The organism is Salinispirillum sp. LH 10-3-1 (genome assembly GCF_030643825.1).
GTDB lineage: Bacteria > Pseudomonadota > Gammaproteobacteria > Pseudomonadales > Natronospirillaceae > Salinispirillum.
On the sequence record NZ_CP101717.1, the window covers coordinates 1,259,975 to 1,278,802 of the forward strand.

Here is an 18,828-nt window from a genome sequence, read left to right on the forward strand (position 1 = left end):
CAGTTTACTGGGCGTAAACGAGCATTTTGAGAGCATTTCTAACAACGCCAGCTTGAGAAAAGGAGGTTTTTAGGTGCTTCCTTTAGCGTATGGCAATGCCATCACGACCATGATGCTTCGCATCATACATCGCCGCGTCGGCACGCTGATACAGCGTATCGACGTCGTGATCGGTCACCGCCAAGGTGGCAATGCCGATGCTCATGGTTAAGTTAATCGTATTGTCTTGGAAGTGAATAGGTGTGCTGCGTAGGGCATTGAGTACCCGTTCTGCCAAGCCTTTCGCACCTAACTCATCGGTTTCCGGTAGGCAAACGGCGAATTCCTCCCCTCCGATACGGCCGAATATATCGGTGTCTCGTACAACTGAACGGCAAATGCTGGCAGCGTCTTGTAAGACTCGGTCTCCCGTTGCATGGCCGTACGTATCATTGATGTCCTTAAAGTTGTCGGCATCCATAACCAACATTGATAAGGGCATATTGGTACGCCGAGTGCGCTTGATTTCTACTGCCACGCAATCGAAAAAGTGTCGCCGATTGTAGAGCTCCGTCAGCGGGTCTGTGGTGGCTAAACTGTGCAGTTGTTGGTTGGCATGTGACAGATCATCGTTGCGTCGAGCTAGTTCAATGGTGCGTTCGGTGACCTTGGCTTCTAGAATTTGTGTTAAGTCGATGAGTTGGCGTTGCAGGTTAATAAACACTCGGAAAGACAGCACCGACAAAATCAAAACAAAGATTAACGCCCCCCACTCGGTGCGCTGTCGGTCCCAGGGTAAAAAACCATGTGCTGTCGCCATGTCATAGAACCAAAAACCGCCAAGGATGCATAACCCTGCGAATACGACGCGCGCTTGGACATTGCCTTGCACAATGCTGTGCACAACATGCGCGGCAATGATCAACAAGCTGATAACCAGGGTTACATCGAAGACTGGATAAAGATTGGCAATACTGACAACGTCGGTGATGGACAGCAGGGCAGACACTGCCACTAAGGCAGTTACACCCCATTTTAATATCACCAGAGAATGTCGCCAGCCACGCCCACTGAACTGTTCGACGTAGCCGGCGAGCGGGATAACCAACGCACAGTAGGCGAGTGCACCAACGATTTCCCATCGTAAAGGAGCAAAAAACAGCAATTGTTTCAGTTGTGCTTGGTGCAGTACCACCGCCGCTAGGCAAAAGGCGAACATGGACAAGTATAGATTGGTCAGCATGCTTCGATTAGCCAGCCAGAATATCCCAGAGAACAAGCCGACCAGTATCAGCATGGCACCGATAAACAGGCTGGACGCATCAGCCTTAACCATTCTTTGCAGGTGCACGATGTGTGGTCCCAGAATGATCTCACCCCACAACCCAATGTCGGGGTAATCCGAATAGGTACGAACGTAGAGGGTTCTTCCCGCAAAGTCTTCAGGTAACAGAATGATGTGCCAAGGCCACCCAATGAATCGACCTTGACCGTTTTCATCAAAGGTACCGTAACGGTAGATCAGTTCGTTATCTAAATAGAATTCGGCAATGAGGTCGATGCTGTATATGTACAGAGCAGGATCACGCCACTGATTGTCTGGCAACTGGGCCTTGAACCAGGCGTTTGTGCGGCCTTGGCGACCCGGTGGGTTGCTGGGAAAATCGATGGGTCTCCACGCGGTCTCATCCGGTTCGGTGATCCATAGCGGTAAGCCTTGGCTGTCCAGTGGAGAATCACCCCAACGGTATTGCCACTCCGTACTGAGATCGACACTGGGTTGTTTAATAATGGTTGAGATAGGGTGCTGCGCGTACACCGAGCACGCCATAGCCATGGCTAAAATCGATGTGACCAATGCTCGAAACACAAGTGTCATAATTTGAACTGCCAAATTCCATACCCATTCAACACATAGTAGACGTTTCCGACACAAATGCATGGCAATTCCAATCGCTGGTTGAAGATTGCTCTTACGCGGTTAAGATGGCGTGAAGACTGCATATATCGATTAACCATGAGCAATCGTCGGTAAATATTAGCTAATGGCCGTGGCCTTAAACTAGACTAAAGGTATGCACAAAGCAGAGGATAGCCTCTGGGCGGTAACGGAGCGGTAACGTATGAGGAACTTGGTCGTCTTGGGCGGAGCGCTGTTGCTGGCGTCTGCGCATGGTGTAGCCTCTAATCAACTGTATGTCCCATCGGGGTCGAATGTCAGTGTTCCTGGCATGAGTCACCCGCATTTGGCGAGTTCAGGACGATACAATCCGGCTATGAGTTTTATGAATACTAATGAGGCACGCTTTAGTGTGCTGGATACTTCGTTCTACGTCAGCGCTAGAGGGGCTGGTGAAACCTTGCGCTTCGCTGATGATGTCCTCTCGGTGCTGAGCGATGCCGACTTTGAGGACGACGGAATAGAACAGATGGAAGAGGTCTTGAACGTCGGATTGCGTAATTTGGACGACCAGTTTTACGCTGAAGGCGGAGTTGTATTGAACATGCCGATGACCCCTCTGCAGTTAAAGTTCATTGCATTGAACGGCCCCATCGCGTTCAGCGTGTCAGCAATGACCTCCGCTCGAGGCTCTGTGTTATATGCACCTCTGACCATTGATGCCGAGGCAGATGACCTCGATGATGATGACTTTGATCCTATTGGTGCCATAGAAACGCTGTCTTCGGTTTATCTGAAAAAAGCGCAACTGTTTAACTTCAGCTTCAGCTATGCGCAGCCGTTTCCCGAGATGAACATACTGGGTGCTCGTACAATCGTTGGCGCGCGGACCAACATCATTGTGGGGGATCTCTACAAGCAGGTCATTCCGGTCACCGAGCTAGCCGAGACAGAGAATGGCTATGTCGACGAACTGCAACGTGAATTGCTGGAAAGTGCTCTGTCACCTGACCTACAGGTTACTGCAACGGTTGATATTGGGGTGCTTTTCCAGCGCCGCGAAGGGCATGTTGGGGTGACCGCCTATAACGTCAATCGACCGCGTCTGAACTATAACGCTCTGGGTGGCGACTGCGCAGCTATCTCCAATGAGAGCCAGCAAACTGCCTGTTTTAATGCGGAATACTTTGCTGCAGTCGGGAAAATAACTTTGGAAGAAGAACATCGCCTCGAACCACGGGTAACCGTTGATGCTGCGCGCTATTTTGACAACTACGGTTATGAGGTGGTTGTCGGAGGATCGGCAGATTTGTGGCCTGCCATCGATATTTTCGGTGAGCGTAGTCAGGTAGTAACCGCGGGTATCATGCTGGTGCCCGATGCATGGTATTGGCCGAAAGCGCGCGCTGGCGTGCAGGTGGATCTGCAGGATATGGAATTTGTGGAATTTGGCCTGGGTCTCACACTGTTTAATGTGCTGCAGCTTGATGGTGCAATGGCCGCGAACTTTGAAGATCTGCGCAATGGCGACACCATTGAGCAAGCCAATGCCTTTCGCACTGCGTCGGCGTCGGTGTCACTCAACGTAGCATTTTAAAAGGGCGGAGGATTTGAGCATGAAAGACATTCTTCGAACTTTGTACTTAACGCTGGCATCCATGATGCTGGTGGCCTGCGACCCGCAAGACGGAAGCGGTGTCGACAGTCGCGTTGGGTTAAACGGTTTGGTGGTCGACGGGCGTATTGCCGGAGCGACGGTGTGGGTCGACCTCAACAATAACAATGACCGGGACTCCGGTGAGCCACGTGCATACACTGACGGGGATGGCTACTACAGTTACAACCCACTGACGGGCATGAACTACTGTGCCTTGCCCAGCAGCGCATTCGAGTTTCGGTATTGTCTGCGTCACGGCAGCAGCCAAGAAGGCGTCGTCATTCGCGCCCGTGGTGGGCGCGATTTGGTAACTGGGGAGCGGTTGCGCGGAACGATGGCGCTGCGCAGCACATTACAGCAATCATCCAGCCGTTCTTCAACGCCACTTTTATTGTCACCCTATACATCGTTGCTTGCAGCCGTTGATGCTCAGTCCGACCGGACAGCGATTCTGGCTGCTTTTGATCTGGGGATGAACGACCTCAGGGAAGATTTTTCTGCCCCTACCTCAGTGGCACACATGGAGTTGTTGGCGAATGCCAATTTGTTGCAGGCGTTGCAACATTTGCTGTCAGACATGCGAGGAGACGCCAGTTCAGACGTGCGATCTAAAAACCAGTTGACCCTAGTGCGTGCCATAGCTGCATACATCGCCGAAAATGATATTCAGCCATTGGACTTTACGGCGACGGACATCGAAGTATTTGCCGACCTGTTTGCTGATGACGTATTGCAAACACGACGAACTGTGGCGGTTGACGCCTTTGAAGCATTGGTTGCCATTTACAATGAACTCGCGCAGATACCGCCAGCGAACGACGACGTGCGAGAGGCAGGTGTACTGGCTGCGGAGGTCATGTACATCGTTGCGCGTACCGCTGTGCGAAATAATAACGGCGGTGCGGTAGCAACGATTACCCCTTCCATTTTTGACGGCTTGGTCGTTGAGTTTAATCCTGTAGCTGATCGTGAGTTTGATTTGCCACGTATTGCCACAGCGTTAATCGGCGGTGCTACTGCCAATATTGCAGTAAGTGACAACACACTGGGTACCCTGCCTTTTCCGTGGCAAGGTAACTACTTGGTGATTGGGTTTGAAGACGGCGGTGATACCGAGATATTTGTGCGCTATATCGATGGAAAAACCACAGACACCAGTGGCCCTATGTCAACCTGCGTGAGATTGGGCGATGATGACGATGATGTGCGGTATTTTAGAGGTACATGGTCCAAGCCGTTGAATGTTAATAGCTGGATCGAGCTTGAAGATTACCTTGGTCCTATCGTGGCGAGGGAAAGTTTATTGCGCATATTTACTTCAGTTGATGATGAAGATTTTTTCCGCGAAACAGTGGAGCAGAGCATTCTCGATGAGGACGAGGTTAAGGATTATACGTATGAAGCGGACGCAGCAACCTTTCTGAATACATCTGGGCCAAACAACTCGGCGCGAGCTAGACCAAGAAACAGAGACGAGTGTCGCGTATTGTTCAATAATCCGGACTTTGTTGCCGCGCTGGAACCTTAAGGCGAGTAGGCTTTTTTATTTCCATATAGGACGTCATTTATCAAGGAGACACCTGTGCGAGTATTTATCACTGCAACCGTTGTGCTGACGGCTGCTCTCATCAGCGCCTGCGCGTCTGTATCGCGCACGGAGCGCAGTATTGACGATCTGGTAAAGGCCGCGCCGGGCGAAAACGCGCAGCAAGAGCGTGTAATTGCGCAGTCGCTGGTCACCTTGGCGGACCGCGTAGCCGCTCAGAACGCTGCACAGATTGATATCTTGATGTTGTCTGGCGGCGGACAAAACGGCGCCTATGGCATGGGGTTTATGCGCGGCTGGCAGCAGAACGCTGATTTTCCGATGCCCGAATTCGACATCATTGCCGGGATCAGTACCGGTGCATTACAAGTACCTTTCGTGGCGTTTAATGATCCTGCAGACCTTGCGCGTGGTGCCGGATTGTTTCGCAACGCCGCTGACAGCTTTGCGCCCACGCTGGACTGGTGGTTTTGGTTGCGGCCTACAGGTGGCCTGGTGAACACACGTGACTACGAAGCGACCATTGCCGAAGTCGTTGATACAGAGCACTGCCAGAACTTGCAGCCCATTTTTGCTGAAGGTCGCCAGTTGTTCATTGGCACCACTAACTTAGACCTCGCCACCGGCCGGGCGTGGGATATCAACACGCAAATGGGTGATTGCAGCGACCTCTCCGGCATGCATGACCGCTTTTACGCCAGCACCGCCATTCCGGGTATCTTTCCACCCCGTATGATCGATAACCATCTGCATGTCGATGGCGGTGTGGTGTCGAATATGTTGGTGTTGTATGGCCTAGGCGAGTATCGCCAATTGGCCGAACTATTGGCTGAGCGAGGCGTTACAGAGAACGTTGAAGTGCGTGTGTGGGTCATTCTGAACCTCTGGACGCACATGGACATGGTGGCCTTGCAGCCGAGCAAACGTCGAGCACTGAGCGATCGCAGCCGTTGGGCGATGTTTTGGGCACAGCAACCGCAGGTGTTGGAACGCTTAGAGAGTTTGGCGTTAGCAGTGAGCTATGACGTGCCGGGCTTAACCATGCGCGTGCACCACACCGGTATTCCGTCCACCATGGCGACGGAACCGGGTGCCACCGAGTTGTTTAACCGAGCTTGGATGGAGCGCATTGAACAGTTCGGTTTTGACCGTGCCCAGAGCGATGCGCCTTGGGACACGGTCATTTCGCCTTTTATCAGGCCGTAGTTTCTTGTCGGAGGTCAGCCCCCTGATCGAATGTGGGCTGCGCTGTTCCGACCCGTAATTGTTTTGCAGCCTCCACCATGTTGCGCAGGGCGTGGCGCACTTCGTCCCACTGCCGTGTTTTCAAGCCGCAGTCCGGGTTGACCCACAAGCGCTCGGCAGGAATGCGCTCCGCCGCGAGTTGCATCAGTTTGACCATGCGCTCCACCGCCGGTTCATTCGGGCTGTGGATGTCATAAACCCCCGGTCCAATTTCATTCGGGTATGCGAAGTCATTGAACGCGTCCAATAACTCCATGTCCGAGCGCGACGTCTCAATGGTGATCACGTCGGCATCCAAGTCTGCTATGGCGGCCATGATGTCGTTGAACTCCGAATAGCACATGTGCGTATGAATCTGGGTGTCGTCGCGTACACCGGCGGTGGACAAACGAAACGCCTGAACAGACCACGCCAAATAGTGCGCCCAATCACCTCGTCTCAATGGCAATCCTTCACGGAAGGCGGGCTCATCCACTTGGATCATGCCAATACCTGCCGCTTCCAAATCCTCCACCTCATCACGCAAGGCCAGCGCGATTTGTTGTGCGGTCACTTGGCGCGGTTGATCGTCGCGCACAAACGCCCATTGCAGCATGGTAATTGGGCCGGTCAGCATGCCTTTCATGGGCTTGTCGGTTAACGACTGTGCAAAAGCGCTCCATGCCACCGTCATCGCCTGTGGACGCGCTACGTCGCCGTAAATAAACGGTGGTTTCACGCAACGACTGCCGTACGACTGTACCCAGCCGAAACGGGTGAAGGCATAGCCGTCCAACTGCTCGCCAAAGTACTCCACCATGTCATTGCGCTCGGCCTCGCCGTGTACCAGTACGTCGAGTTCATAGTCTTCTTGCTCGCGCACGGCCAGTGTGATTTGAGTCTTCATCTCTTGTTCGTAAGTGACGCTATCAATCTCGCCAGCACGCAAACGGCGTCGTGCTTGCCGAATATCAGGCGTCTGGGGAAAAGACCCAATGGTGGTGGTTGGGTAGGCTGGCAGTCGGAAGCGCTCACGCTGCAGTTCCGCCCGTACGACGTAAGGTGATTGGCGCTCAAACAGCGACTTGGTTAAGCCTTGCAGGCGCTGCTGAACAGTTGTACGCGTTACGCGATCTGACGTACGACGACTGTTGATCACCTCGGCATTAGCATCCAATTCAGCCTGCACTGCGGCACGCCCTTCGTTCAAAGCACGCCCAAGCAGCGCCAGTTCTTGCAGCTTTTGTTCGGCGAAACTCAGCCACGACTTAAGCTCCGGGTCGAGCTGATTCTCGTCGTTCAGCGTTACCGGTACATGCAACAGTGAGCAAGACGGCGCTACCCACAGGCGCTCACCCAGTTGAGCGTGTATCGGCTCCAACCAACTCAACACGTCGTTCAAGTCAGTGCGCCAAATGTTGCGCCCGTCTATGACACCAAGCGACAGCACCTTGTCGTTGGGCCATTCAGCCAATGCATGCGGCACTTCAGATTTCCCGCGCACGGCGTCCAAATGCAGGCCTTGAACCGGCAGTCCGAGCGCCAAGGGCAAGTTGTCTTGCAGGGCGCCGAAGTAGGTTGCCAGCAAAATGCGCGGCAACGCCTCGCTAGATTCAGCCAGCGTGCTGTAAGCCTGTTGGAAAGCGCGTTGCCATGTGGCGTCCAAGTCCAACGCCAGAATAGGCTCATCCAATTGCACCCACTGCGCACCGGCTTCGCTTAGACGGGCCAATAGGGCTGCATAAATGGGCAAAAGCTGGTCGAGCAGGTCCAGCTTATTTATACCGTTATCTTTCTCTTTTCCTAAAAACAGATAGCTCAACGGCCCCAAAACAACCGGTTTGAAAGGGATGCCCAGGTCGGCCGCTTCTTGCGCTTCGTTCAGTAGTTTTTCGGCATTCAGGGTGAACCTAGTGTCCGCCTCGAACTCTGGAACGATGTAATGATAGTTGGTGTCAAACCACTTGGTCATTTCACCAGCAGCCACCGGTGCACCCTGACGCGAGCGTCCACGCGCAACGCGGAAATATTGGTCAAGCGTCGGGATGTCTTGTTCGTGTCGGAACCGGCGCGGCAGGTGGCCAAGCAAGAAACTGGTATCCAGCACTTGGTCGTACAGCGAGAAGTCGCCGACCGGAATCCAGTCTAACCCAAGGTCGTTCTGCAGCGTCAGATTGCGCTTGCGCAAGGTCGATGCGGTTAATTGCAATGATTCGGCGGAAGACTCGCCTTTCCAGTAAGACTCTTGGGCAAATTTAAGTTCTCGGTGGGCGCCAATGCGCGGAAAACCAAGGTTATGTAGTCGGGCCATCAGTGAACTCCATTCTGTGTGTTGATGGAGGGCACTTTACAAGCAATGAAATATGAGAAAAAATGATCATTACTACTTGATTGGTGAGTGATATTAATGATTCAGCGTATTCATCTGGAAATTTTGCAGGCCTTACACGAAAAGGGCACGCTCAGTGAGGCGGCCAATGCGCTGTTTCTTACCCAATCTGCTTTGTCGCATTCCATTAAAAAGTTAGAAGACCAACTGAATACACCTTTGTGGGAAAAGCAGGGAAGAGGGCTGCGACTTACTCAAGCTGGTGAGCACCTGTTGCGCGTGAGCCAAAGTTTGTTGCCTCAGTTGGAGCAGGCAGAAGCGACGTTGCGCGCATACGGAGAGGGGCGGCGCGGTCGGTTGCGTATTGGTATGGAATGCCACCCCTGCTACGAGTGGTTGTTAACGGTCGTGCAGCTTTATTTGCAACGTTGGCCGGAAGTGGATTTGGATGTGATTCAGCGCTTTCGTTTCAATGGTTTAGAAGCCTTAGAACAACATCAGATTGATGTGCTCATCACCAGTGATCCGGTGCTCAAAGACCATCTGCACCATGTGCCGGTCTTTAATTATGAATTGCGTTTGGTGGTGCCAGACCAGCATGCGTTGGCGGCAGAAAGGACGGTGACGCCCAATCAACTCTGTCGCGAGCACCTCATTACCTTTCCTGTGGCACGCGAGCGGCTGGATGTGTTCACTCAGTTCTTGCTACCTGCGGGGTTAGAACCGCGCGCGCATCAAGAAATTGAAGCCATGGATATCATGATTCAACTGGTGGCCGCTAACCGGGGCGTTTGCACACTGCCCGACTGGTTGGCTAAACGTTACCAGCAGGAATACCCGATCAAGCATTTGCAACTCGGTGATGAAGGCGTGGCAAAAACTCTGTATTTGGTTTACCGCGCGGCGGATGCCGGCATCGATTACTTAGCCGATTTTGTACAGGCGCCTAGCTGAATCAATCATCAGCCCGTTTGAAGCCGATGCGGAAGCCGCCCCAGTGTTTTCCGTTCACAATAATGGGTACCGACAGGTCGTGCAGTACTTCACCGGTATCGCGCTTGTACGTCTGCAACAGCATATGCTCTGTGTTGCTGCCACAGCGACTACCGGTACGGTCGTTGAAAATACGCTTAGTACGGTTGTGTAACAGGTCACGGTCGAAGTCGCCGGTTAACGGCTGACTGAACTTCTTGTTATGTGTTGGGAAGTAGCCATTCCGGTCCACGGCACCGGCATAAAGTGCGTTGCTATGGCGCGTCAGAATGGGCTCTTGAATGGCCGGAAACAGTCGATCGGTTAAGCTATCATAGGATGTGCTGTATTTCTGCGGGCTGGTGTTTGCAATCGGTTGGTAGTCCACAGAAAAGAGTTGCTGGGTGGTGAGTTCGCCGCGCTCAACCAGATCCTCCAGCAGCTCTGCAATGGCGGACGCTGCACTGTTTGCTTCGTTCAAAATGGCGCTGTAGAAGGTTTCTCGATCAAATTCTGACAGGGCGCGATAGATCGTCTCTGTCTCTTCCGATACCTGAGTGGCTTGGTTAGCCACCGAGGTGCCACGTTTTTCCGTATTGTGCAGCGCTTGGCTGATGTTCTGAATCGCTTCGCTGATGGTCAAGCTGGTGTCGTTAACGTCCGTACCTGCTTGATTGACTTCAGCAATGGCATCAGAGGTGGCCGACACTTCCTCGGTGATGGTTTTAAAATGAGCGACCAGTTCTGTCAGCTGTGAGCTGACTTCTTCGCTGAGGCCTACCAACCCAGACATTGCACTGGCGGTTTCTTGTGATTGACTGCGAATAGCACGCAGCATTTCTGCGATATTGCCCGTGGCAGCGGCCGTTTTTGCAGCTAAAGCTCGCACTTCATCCGCAACCACGGCGAACCCGCGGCCCTGCTCACCGGCACGCGCCGCTTCTATGGCTGCGTTCAACGCCAGTAAGTTGGTTTGTTCGGCAACGCCGTTGATGACTTCGGTGACCTGTTCGATCTTTTCAGTGCGTTCATTCAATGCGTTAAGGCTTTCGGCAGCACGGCCAATTTCACCGGCGAGCGTGGACATGTCGGCAACGCCCGACTGCAGTCCACTGAACGACGAGCTGGCAGCGCTGGCGGTCGTTTGCAAGGTGTGGGTGATGGTGCCTAAGTTGTTGCGCATGGCCAGGCTGGCGTGCGTTAAGCGCTCACTGGCAGTGACAATGTGCTCGGCTTGTTCGCCACTGCTGCCAATATCTTTATTGAGTCCGTCGATCAGGAAGGACACTTCGGCGGCACCAATGGCCATTTTCGACGTCGCCTCGGTCACCGTAGGTAAGGCCGTCGACAGTAAATCGGCGGACTCTGTTGTGTCATCAACAGTGATGGCCGACGATGACAGCAGCAGCCAAAAAGCCAGCGCAGCGACGATGGGGGTTAGAGCCGCCAGCAGCAGCACGGGCAATGCCGTGAAGACGAACGCCAACTGGAGAAGGACGATAATCAGTAAAGCCGATGCAATAATCAGAGTATTTCTGGTCATTTCGGGTACTCCGCGTCTCGAGAAGCACAACCCTTGTGAACAGCGGTAGGCGCTAATTTTTAATTGTAATTGCGGCAAATAGTATCAGTGTTTGAGAGCGGTATATGCAGGCATAGACTAAAGTCTAACGAGACGATGAAAGGCCACTGGAATACTTCTACCCGGTGGCCTTACTGTGGCTACTGTGCGTTTCGTACCAGCCGCACGCGACCATAGCCTTGGTTGTTGCGATGGCCATAGCCGTATCCGTAACCGTCGAAGAAGTAGACCCCGGCGGTATCTTCCGCTTCAGTGGCGATGGCTGGCATGGACCAAAACCAGTTGGATGGTGTGTTGGGAAAGACATTGGTATTGATGGCGGGTCGCATCCGACAGCTTTCAACCAGAGACTTTAGCTCGTCTAAGTTCGGCATACGCCAGTCGTTGAAACCCTTGTACGCTTGCGCATTTGCGGTTTCTACGGCATTGCGCATTTGGCTCCAGTTGAAGGATGCTGCTGTCCCGGAGCATTCGTTGCCTTGTTGACCCCAAGCACACCGGTCCCACATCAGCGCGGTCCGTTGATCGACTACAGTACCGTCCATATTAAGCAAGTACGTGGTGTCGGGGTTTCGTGGATTTCCAGGGTAGGTACAAAAAAGGGATTCTTGGGCGGCGGCGAACGGGATGATCAGGCTGCCAGCGAGGGCGAACAACAGCTTTCTGCGATGATGTCTGTGCATGATAGGTAATGACTCCGGTCATTTTATAATTATGATGAGTGGGTAGATCTCTGACTCACTACAAATACTGTGCCACTGTCTAATCTGCGGCCAAGTCGGCCAGCATTGTGATCCTCAGCGGTTTGCGCGAGTTCAGAACGAAAGAAATAGCAGAAAACGGCTGAGCTTACCTTTATTTTTTGTATCAATACGGTGCATCGGCGCACTATTAAGGAGTGTTTCTCAATACTGGGGTGAGAATGAAAAGTGGCTTGTGGTGCTCAATTGCTGTACACTCCGCGCGAAATCCTACCGCCGAGTACAGTAATCCGTATCCGTGCGGACCCCACTGAAGCCGCAAGCAACACGCTTTCGCTTCGTATACTCGTCATCTGTTGAGAAAAATATGTCCTTTGATTCCCTCGGCTTGTCAGAAAGCCTGTTGTCTGCTGTACGTGAAAAAGGTTACACCACAGCATCCCCCATTCAAGCGCAAGCCATTCCTGCTGTTCTAAAAGGCCGCGATGTCATGGCTGCTGCGCAAACGGGTACGGGTAAAACCGCAGGTTTTACCCTGCCTTTGTTGCAACTGTTGTCGCAAGGCGAACGCGCCAAGTCCAACAGTGTGCGTGCACTCGTATTAACACCGACGCGTGAATTGGCCGCACAGGTGCAGGAAAGTGTGCATACTTACGGTAAGCACTTACCACTGAGTTCTGCCGTGGTGTTTGGCGGCGTGGGTATCAACCCGCAAATGATGCGCATGCGTAAGGGCGCCGACATCTTGGTCGCAACCCCGGGTCGCCTGCTCGATCTGTTCAATCAAAAAGCATTGCACTTCCGTGATCTGGAAGTTCTGGTACTCGATGAAGCCGACCGTATGCTGGACATGGGCTTTATCCACGACATCAAGCGCATTCTTAAAGTGTTGCCACAGAAGCGTCAGAACCTCCTGTTCTCGGCGACGTTCTCGGGCGACATTCGCACGTTGGCACGTGGCATCTTGAATGACCCGCTGGAAATCGACGTCAGTCCACGTAACTCAACGGCGGTTACCGTTGAGCAAATGGTTTTCCCAGTGGACAAAAAACAAAAGCCTGCCTTGCTGAGCCACCTGATTAAAGACCGTCAGTGGAGCCAGGTATTGGTGTTCTCGCGCACCAAGCACGGCGCTAACAAATTGGTGACCTTGCTGGAAAAAGACGGCATCAAAGCCGCCGCTATCCATGGTAATAAAAGCCAAGGCGCACGTACCAAAGCGTTGGCCGATTTCAAGTCAGGTAAGGTGTCTACCTTGGTGGCTACGGATATCGCCGCGCGCGGTATCGACATCGCTCAGCTCCCGCAAGTGGTGAACTTTGACCTGCCAAACGTAGCCGAAGATTATGTACACCGCATCGGTCGTACCGGTCGTGCTGGAGCCACGGGTAAAGCCTATTCACTGGTCAGTGCCGATGAATTTGACGATTTGAAAGGCATTGAACACCTGATTCAGCGCGTACTGAAGCGCGAAGAAGTGGAAGGTTTCGAAGCACAGCACGTAGTGCCGGATTCGCCGACACCACGCCCGGGCAATGCCCCGCGCAAAGCCAAAAAGCCGCCAACGGGCAACGCTGGTGGACAGGGCCAGCGCCAAGGTCAGCGCCGCAATGATGCACGTCCTGCCCGCAATGGTAGCAGCGGTGCACCGGGTGGAAATCGTGGTCCACGTAAGCCCGGTTCAGGTAGTGGTAATGCTGGCAATGGCAATTCGGGTGCCCGTCGCCCACAGCAACAGCGCCGTTCAGCTTAAACCGTCAACCATAAAAAAAGGGCCTTTTGGCCCTTTTTTTTACCTCACACTCGAGGCCCTAAGTCGATCGTCTCAATATCACGCTCTCGCATGGATTGCAGTACCTCGGGAGCCACCAGTATGGCCGCCCCCAGGCGCACGGCCAGTGCCAAAGCGTCGGAAGGGCGACTATCCACAAAGATGGGGGTGTCGGGGTCTGCCTGCAGACGAATATCAAGCAATCCGTAATAGCTGTTGCCTACCAGTGCATCCACCATGACGCGTTCAAGCTGCCCGCCCATAGCGCGAATGACCGCCGCCGCGGTGTCGTGTGTCATGGGACGGGGCGTGGCGATAGACTCCATGGCTAAGATGATGGCGCGGGCTTCTTCGGGGCCGATAAAAATCGGGACAACATCGCCCGATTGAGCCTCTCGCAGCAACACCACGTGTGAGCCGGACTGAGGCTCCATCGCAACGGTGACCAGTTCAACAGCCACCATGTTGTCCGGGCTGAGTCTGGGCTCGCGGGCCTGTACGGCGCTGGAGAAGATGAGGGTGAAGCTAAGGATAAACAGCAGAGTGCGCATAAAAGTCGCCTGTCCTGAAACGCTGGGTGCTTATAAACGGTAGCAGTAGATGCGGGTCTGATACAAATCGTTTAGTTGAATTGTGTGTTTCGGCGTGCAGGACGGTAGGGCAAAGAAGTTGCTGACCAGCCAGTCCGGATGTACACCATCTTCCGTTAACTTCTGGCCTAGCTTCTTCATGGCACTGGCAAAAAGGTAACAGGTGATGATGTCGGTACCGCGCCAGTCGGCTTTGAAACAGTCGCGTCGATAGAGTGTCAGGTTATCCAGGCGCAGCGCTTTCTTCATCACCCACGATACCAGCCACGGCAACCAAGACAGTTCATATCCCACAACGCGGTGCTGCGGAAAACGTCGTGCCAGTGGAATGACCAAATGCCCCCAGCCCGAACCCAAATCAACAATCGTATAATTCGTTTGCTTGTCCGCAACCTCACCGACCAGCCGCAGCATGGCTTGACGCGCTTTGGCGGAACTCGGCATGGGCGAAATGCCGGTGCGTAGGGTCGAAACGACAATAGACAACATCGCTGATAGTACGAATACCATCAGTGCTATACCAAACCCGGACATGGTGCTCCCAAGAAAAAAGGCATACTTTCGTGTGTCGAGAGTATGCCTGATTTCAACGCGAAGTGCTTAGATGCTCCCCTTACTCTACAAACGCTCGCTCAATCACATAGTGCCCGTGAACGCCGTGGCGGGTTTCTTTAAAGCCCAGCTTGTCCAAAATGGCCGTGGTGTCTTTCAACATAGACGGGCTACCGCAAATCATAAAGCGGTCGTCTTCCAACGACGGCGGTGGCAGACCGATGTCTTCGAACAATTTGCCGGAACTCATCAGGTCGGTTAGGCGGCCTTGGTTGGTGAAAGGCTCACGCGTCACTGTGGGGTAGTAAATCAACTTGTCTTGCACCATGTCGCCAAAGAACTCATTGTTAGGCAATTCGTCTTTGATGCTGTCTTGGTACGCCAGTTCTGACACAAAGCGTGTACCGTGCACCAGAATAATGTGCTCGTACAAATCGTAGGCTTCGGGGTCTTTGATGATGCTCAAAAAGGGCGCCAAGCCGGTGCCGGTGGACAGCAGGTATAGATTTTTGCCGGGCAACAGGTTGTCGGTGATCAAGGTGCCTGTTGGCTTCCAGCCTACGTACACTTCATCGCCCGGTTGAATGCGCTGCAAGCGAGAAGTCAGAGGGCCGTCTTGCACCTTGATGCTGAAGAACTCCAGCTCTTCTTCGTAGTTGGCGCTGGCTATGCTGTAGGCACGCAACAAGGGCTTTCCTTCAACCTCAAGGCCGATCATGGTGAAATGACCGTTCTTGTAGCGAAATCCAGGGTCACGCGTGGTACGGAAGCTGAATAACGTATCGTTCCAATGCTTCACGTCGAGAACGCGTTCTTTAACCAAGGTTGCCATGTAATGCCGTCTCCGTAATGATGCTCTCTAATGACTACGTACGATACGCACCCATCACATATTTATAAAATGATTTATATAGATAATCATTATCGGATTTGTGACTATATGGGCGTCGCCTCACATCATTAGGAGCCACCCGTGAAGTTCACTTTGCGCCAACTGGATGTTTTCCTTGAAACCGCTCGCAGCGAGAACATCAGCCGGGCCGCTGAAGCCCTGCATCTGTCGCAGTCGGCGGCCAGCAGCGCGCTGAAAGAGCTGGAAAAACAATACGACATTCAGCTGTTTGATCGCATGGGCAAACGCCTTATTTTAAATGACCTCGGGCGCGCTATACGCCCGCGTGCACAAGCCTTGCTTGACCAAGCGCGAGAGTTGGAAGAAGACCTTTATCAGCGCTCGGATATTGGGGCGCTTAAAGTTGGTGCGACCTTGACCATCGGTAACTATCTGGCGGTAGAAATATTAACCCGCTATCGACAGGAACATGAAGGTGCTGATGTATCGCTGGAGGTGGCCAATACGTCGCAGATCGTCGATAAACTAGTAAATTTTGATCTTGATCTGGGCATGATTGAAGGTGAGTTGAACCACCCCGAGCTGGAATTGATTCCGTGGCAGACCGATGAACTTGTCGTCTTCTGTGCGCCTGATCACCCTTGGGTCGGGAAACCTTGGTTAACCGACGAAGATTTACTCGCTGCAGATTGGATTCTGCGAGAGCCGGGTTCTGGTACGCGCCAGACGTTTGATCGCGCCATGCACGGTTTGGTGGCGGGGATGAAGCCAGCGCTGGAATTGCAGCATACCGAAGCGATCAAGAGAGCGGTCGAATCCGGGTTAGGTATTGGGTGCCTTTCTGACCTCTGCATGAAGGAGGCTTTTCGACGTGGCAGTCTGGTGCCTATCCCCGTGCCACAGCGCCAATTTGACCGCCAGTTTTATTTGGTGCTGCACCGTCATAAGTTTCGCAGCCGAGCGATCAACCAGTGGATTGAGTTCTGCTGAACACTCAGCGTTCATTGGCTGCCGGTTTACCAATAAAATAGCCTTGCGCGTAATCTACACCCAGCTCGCGCAAGCAGTCCTGGGCTTGTTGGCTGTCCACAAATTCAGCGACGAGCTTAAGATCATAGCTCTTGGCCACGGCCACCATGGACTTAACGATGGCTTGATGGCGCGGGTTGCTGGCGACGTCGGATATAAACTGTCCATCTAGCTTGAGTACGTCGACAGAGAACTGATTCAGGTACTCAAAACCTGCCAAACCGGCACCGAAGTCATCAATTGCCACGCTGAAACCCATATTGCGTAAGGCCTGTACGTTCTTTATGGCGGTTAATCGATCATTCACCAAATCTGTCTCGGTGATTTCGATGCAGATATCTTGTGGCTTAATACGATAAGTAACGACCTGCGATTCGACCCAGTCCATCAAGGTTTTATCACCCAGGGTAGCACCGCTGAGATTAACGTTGATCACTCCGACGACATCCAATCGCTGTTGTATGCCTTGCAGGTTAGCAAAGGTGCGTTGCATTACCTGTCGATCAAACTCGGTCAGGTAGTTAAAACTTTGGAATACGGGCAGAAATGCTCCAGGGCTGATCACCGAGTCGTCGATGCGCAGGCGCGCCAAGACTTCCGCTTTTTCGATCCTGTTGTTTTGCAAGCTAAGAATTGGCTGCAACCAAAGCTCTAAGTCGCCCGACTCGACGGCTTCTCGGTAACTTTGGAAACGCAACAGAATATCAGTTCTCGCACTGATGTCGTCATCGTTGTGATACACCACTACGCGATCGGAAGGCTGTGACCGAGCGATCCCCCACAAGGTGTTGAGTTTGGCGAGATTTTGCCCCATCTCATCGCCGAGGTGCTGAATGGCGGCTAAAGCACAATCCATGACAATCTTGGTATTGTGCAGGTTAATGTCGATGTGGAGCGAGGGTAGAAGAGTGGCCTTGTTTACGGCAACGGAATCGACGATAACAACAAAGGAAAGGTCACTGATTTTGGCTAACTGCTGAACGGGAAAGCGCGCCTGAAGGTGTTGTATCAACTGGTGTTCAACGTCAGCCAATTGCTCCCAAGTTAAGGTCTCTAGGTAGATATCTTGATTGACCGGGCGGAAAATCACCCCGGCGTGCTCGTACAGCCTATCGTGCTGGCTCGCCCACTGCATCAAGCCGCGTTCATTGAGGGCGTTGGCGCGGTTGTCATGGACGGCAAGCCATTCGGTGTGCACCAGTGCTTGGTCTCGGTCCAGTCGCATCGCTTGCAGAATATCAATGGTTAAGAAAGCACTGATGAGCAACATGGTTAATGAGACCATACTCGGAAGTACATTCAATTGGTCGTAGCCACCCAACCCGTAGTACGCCATGCTCAGATGGCCAAAGAACATCAGCAGCAGTGCATGGCTAAGAGTTGGGCGGTTGGCTTTCTGTGCTAGCCAGGTCATGAATGGCAGTGCGAGGAATAAAGAGGGTTGCGCAAAGGCATCTTGGCCTATGATTTCCAGCAACACAGGAATGGCGAGTATCACCATTGTCCAACTCAGAAATTTGGATTGCAGAACCGGTTGCTGAGTGCGTGTCAACCAATAATTAAGGAGAGGTAGGAACACCACGATACCCGTGAATTCACTCAATAAGTAAACAGGCCAGATGATCGCCAAGGCATCTCGCGGTAGATCAGGTGTCCATATGAAAACTATGGCGGTACCAATTAAGCTAGAGGGTACCAGGGCGAGAAAGACTATTTTTAGCAGGTCGTTTAGGCGGCGACCAACGGCAGCTGCTGAGGGGTCTGGCCAACGACTGTTGTACAAAACATAGAGTACTGGACCGACCAATGTCAGCAATTGCACCGACACCATTAGAGGGTCCATCGCGTTAGAGACTCCCCAGAGCCAATACCCAGTCGCTACGCCGACGATGGCTACCGGGCGATGCAAAAGAGACGCTATCGCAAAGGCGGTCACTGGCCAGAACACAAAGGCATCTAGGTCGATCGGTGCCAGCAGCGCCGAGAGCTGTAGGGCAATAAACACCAATCCGCCGAAGACGGATGTGGAAAGGATGTGTTGCAAGACCTTGGAGTCAGCAACCTTGTTGAGCTCGATTGAGGTGTCCTTCACAATTCAAGTTTCCACAATTAGATACACCGAATACGGGTTGTAGTGAAATTC

Annotated in this window: 14 protein-coding genes; 6 read left to right on the plus strand and 8 right to left on the minus strand. The window is 52.9% G+C overall.

What is annotated here, in order from left to right; genetic code table 11:
* Window positions 1-82: 82 nt before the first annotated feature.
* Window positions 83-1,858, minus strand: coding sequence for a GGDEF domain-containing protein (locus tag NFC81_RS05640; protein WP_304996553.1), 1,776 nt, complete (start codon window positions 1,856-1,858; stop codon window positions 83-85).
* Between the two features lie 244 nt (window positions 1,859-2,102).
* On the opposite strand from NFC81_RS05640, the gene traF reads away from it, so the two are divergent.
* Genes traF through NFC81_RS05655 form a run of 3 tightly spaced genes read left to right on the plus strand, consistent with a single transcriptional unit; the run spans window position 2,103 to window position 6,288 of the window.
* The gene (traF, locus tag NFC81_RS05645; RefSeq protein ID WP_304996554.1) at window positions 2,103-3,476 is read left to right on the plus strand and encodes a conjugal transfer protein TraF; all 1,374 of its coding nucleotides are present in this window, start codon (window positions 2,103-2,105) and stop codon (window positions 3,474-3,476) included.
* Between the two features lie 19 nt (window positions 3,477-3,495).
* Entirely contained in the window at window positions 3,496-5,064 is a 1,569-nt protein-coding gene (locus NFC81_RS05650; protein ID WP_304996555.1) for a hypothetical protein, read from the plus strand.
* A gap of 54 nt (window positions 5,065-5,118) precedes the next feature.
* The gene (locus NFC81_RS05655) at window positions 5,119-6,288 is read left to right on the plus strand and encodes a patatin-like phospholipase family protein (protein ID WP_304996556.1); all 1,170 of its coding nucleotides are present in this window, start codon (window positions 5,119-5,121) and stop codon (window positions 6,286-6,288) included.
* Here NFC81_RS05655 and metE read toward each other — a convergent pair.
* Entirely contained in the window at window positions 6,278-8,617 is a 2,340-nt protein-coding gene (metE, locus tag NFC81_RS05660; protein ID WP_304996557.1) for a 5-methyltetrahydropteroyltriglutamate--homocysteine S-methyltransferase, read from the minus strand. The genes NFC81_RS05655 and metE overlap by 11 nt on opposite strands.
* Window positions 8,618-8,713: 96 nt before the next feature.
* On the opposite strand from metE, the gene NFC81_RS05665 reads away from it, so the two are divergent.
* Window positions 8,714-9,589 (plus strand): LysR family transcriptional regulator, encoded by an 876-nt coding sequence (locus tag NFC81_RS05665; RefSeq protein ID WP_304996558.1) that lies wholly within the window; start codon window positions 8,714-8,716, stop codon window positions 9,587-9,589.
* 1 nt (window position 9,590) lies between these two features.
* Here the strand turns inward: NFC81_RS05665 and NFC81_RS05670 are convergent, their stop codons facing one another.
* Together NFC81_RS05670 and NFC81_RS05675 are read right to left on the minus strand one after the other, a co-directional pair.
* A complete protein-coding gene (locus tag NFC81_RS05670; RefSeq protein ID WP_304996559.1) occupies window positions 9,591-11,150 on the minus strand; it encodes a methyl-accepting chemotaxis protein in 1,560 nt (519 codons plus the stop codon).
* Window positions 11,151-11,329: 179 nt separating this feature from the next.
* Entirely contained in the window at window positions 11,330-11,872 is a 543-nt protein-coding gene (locus NFC81_RS05675) for a DUF1566 domain-containing protein (RefSeq protein WP_304996560.1), read from the minus strand.
* Window positions 11,873-12,257: 385 nt separating this feature from the next.
* On the opposite strand from NFC81_RS05675, the gene NFC81_RS05680 reads away from it, so the two are divergent.
* Entirely contained in the window at window positions 12,258-13,643 is a 1,386-nt protein-coding gene (locus NFC81_RS05680) for a DEAD/DEAH box helicase (RefSeq protein ID WP_304996561.1), read from the plus strand.
* A gap of 44 nt (window positions 13,644-13,687) precedes the next feature.
* Here the strand turns inward: NFC81_RS05680 and NFC81_RS05685 are convergent, their stop codons facing one another.
* From NFC81_RS05685 to NFC81_RS05695, 3 genes are all read right to left on the minus strand, one after another.
* On the minus strand, window positions 13,688-14,212 hold the full coding sequence (locus NFC81_RS05685) for a bifunctional nuclease family protein (RefSeq protein ID WP_304996562.1): 525 nt from the start codon (window positions 14,210-14,212) through the stop codon (window positions 13,688-13,690).
* A 30-nt stretch (window positions 14,213-14,242) separates the two neighbouring features.
* Window positions 14,243-14,785, minus strand: coding sequence for a class I SAM-dependent methyltransferase (locus NFC81_RS05690; protein ID WP_304996563.1), 543 nt, complete (start codon window positions 14,783-14,785; stop codon window positions 14,243-14,245).
* Window positions 14,786-14,864: 79 nt separating this feature from the next.
* Complete coding sequence (locus NFC81_RS05695) at window positions 14,865-15,635, minus strand: ferredoxin--NADP reductase (RefSeq protein ID WP_304996564.1); 771 nt, start codon at window positions 15,633-15,635, stop codon at window positions 14,865-14,867.
* 141 nt (window positions 15,636-15,776) lie between these two features.
* Here NFC81_RS05695 and NFC81_RS05700 point away from each other — a divergent pair, with 141 nt between their 5' ends.
* The gene (locus NFC81_RS05700; protein ID WP_304996565.1) at window positions 15,777-16,646 is read left to right on the plus strand and encodes a LysR family transcriptional regulator; all 870 of its coding nucleotides are present in this window, start codon (window positions 15,777-15,779) and stop codon (window positions 16,644-16,646) included.
* A 4-nt stretch (window positions 16,647-16,650) separates the two neighbouring features.
* On the opposite strand, the gene NFC81_RS05705 is transcribed toward NFC81_RS05700, so the two are convergent.
* A complete protein-coding gene (locus NFC81_RS05705; RefSeq protein WP_304996566.1) occupies window positions 16,651-18,777 on the minus strand; it encodes an EAL domain-containing protein in 2,127 nt (708 codons plus the stop codon).
* Window positions 18,778-18,828 lie beyond the last annotated feature (51 nt).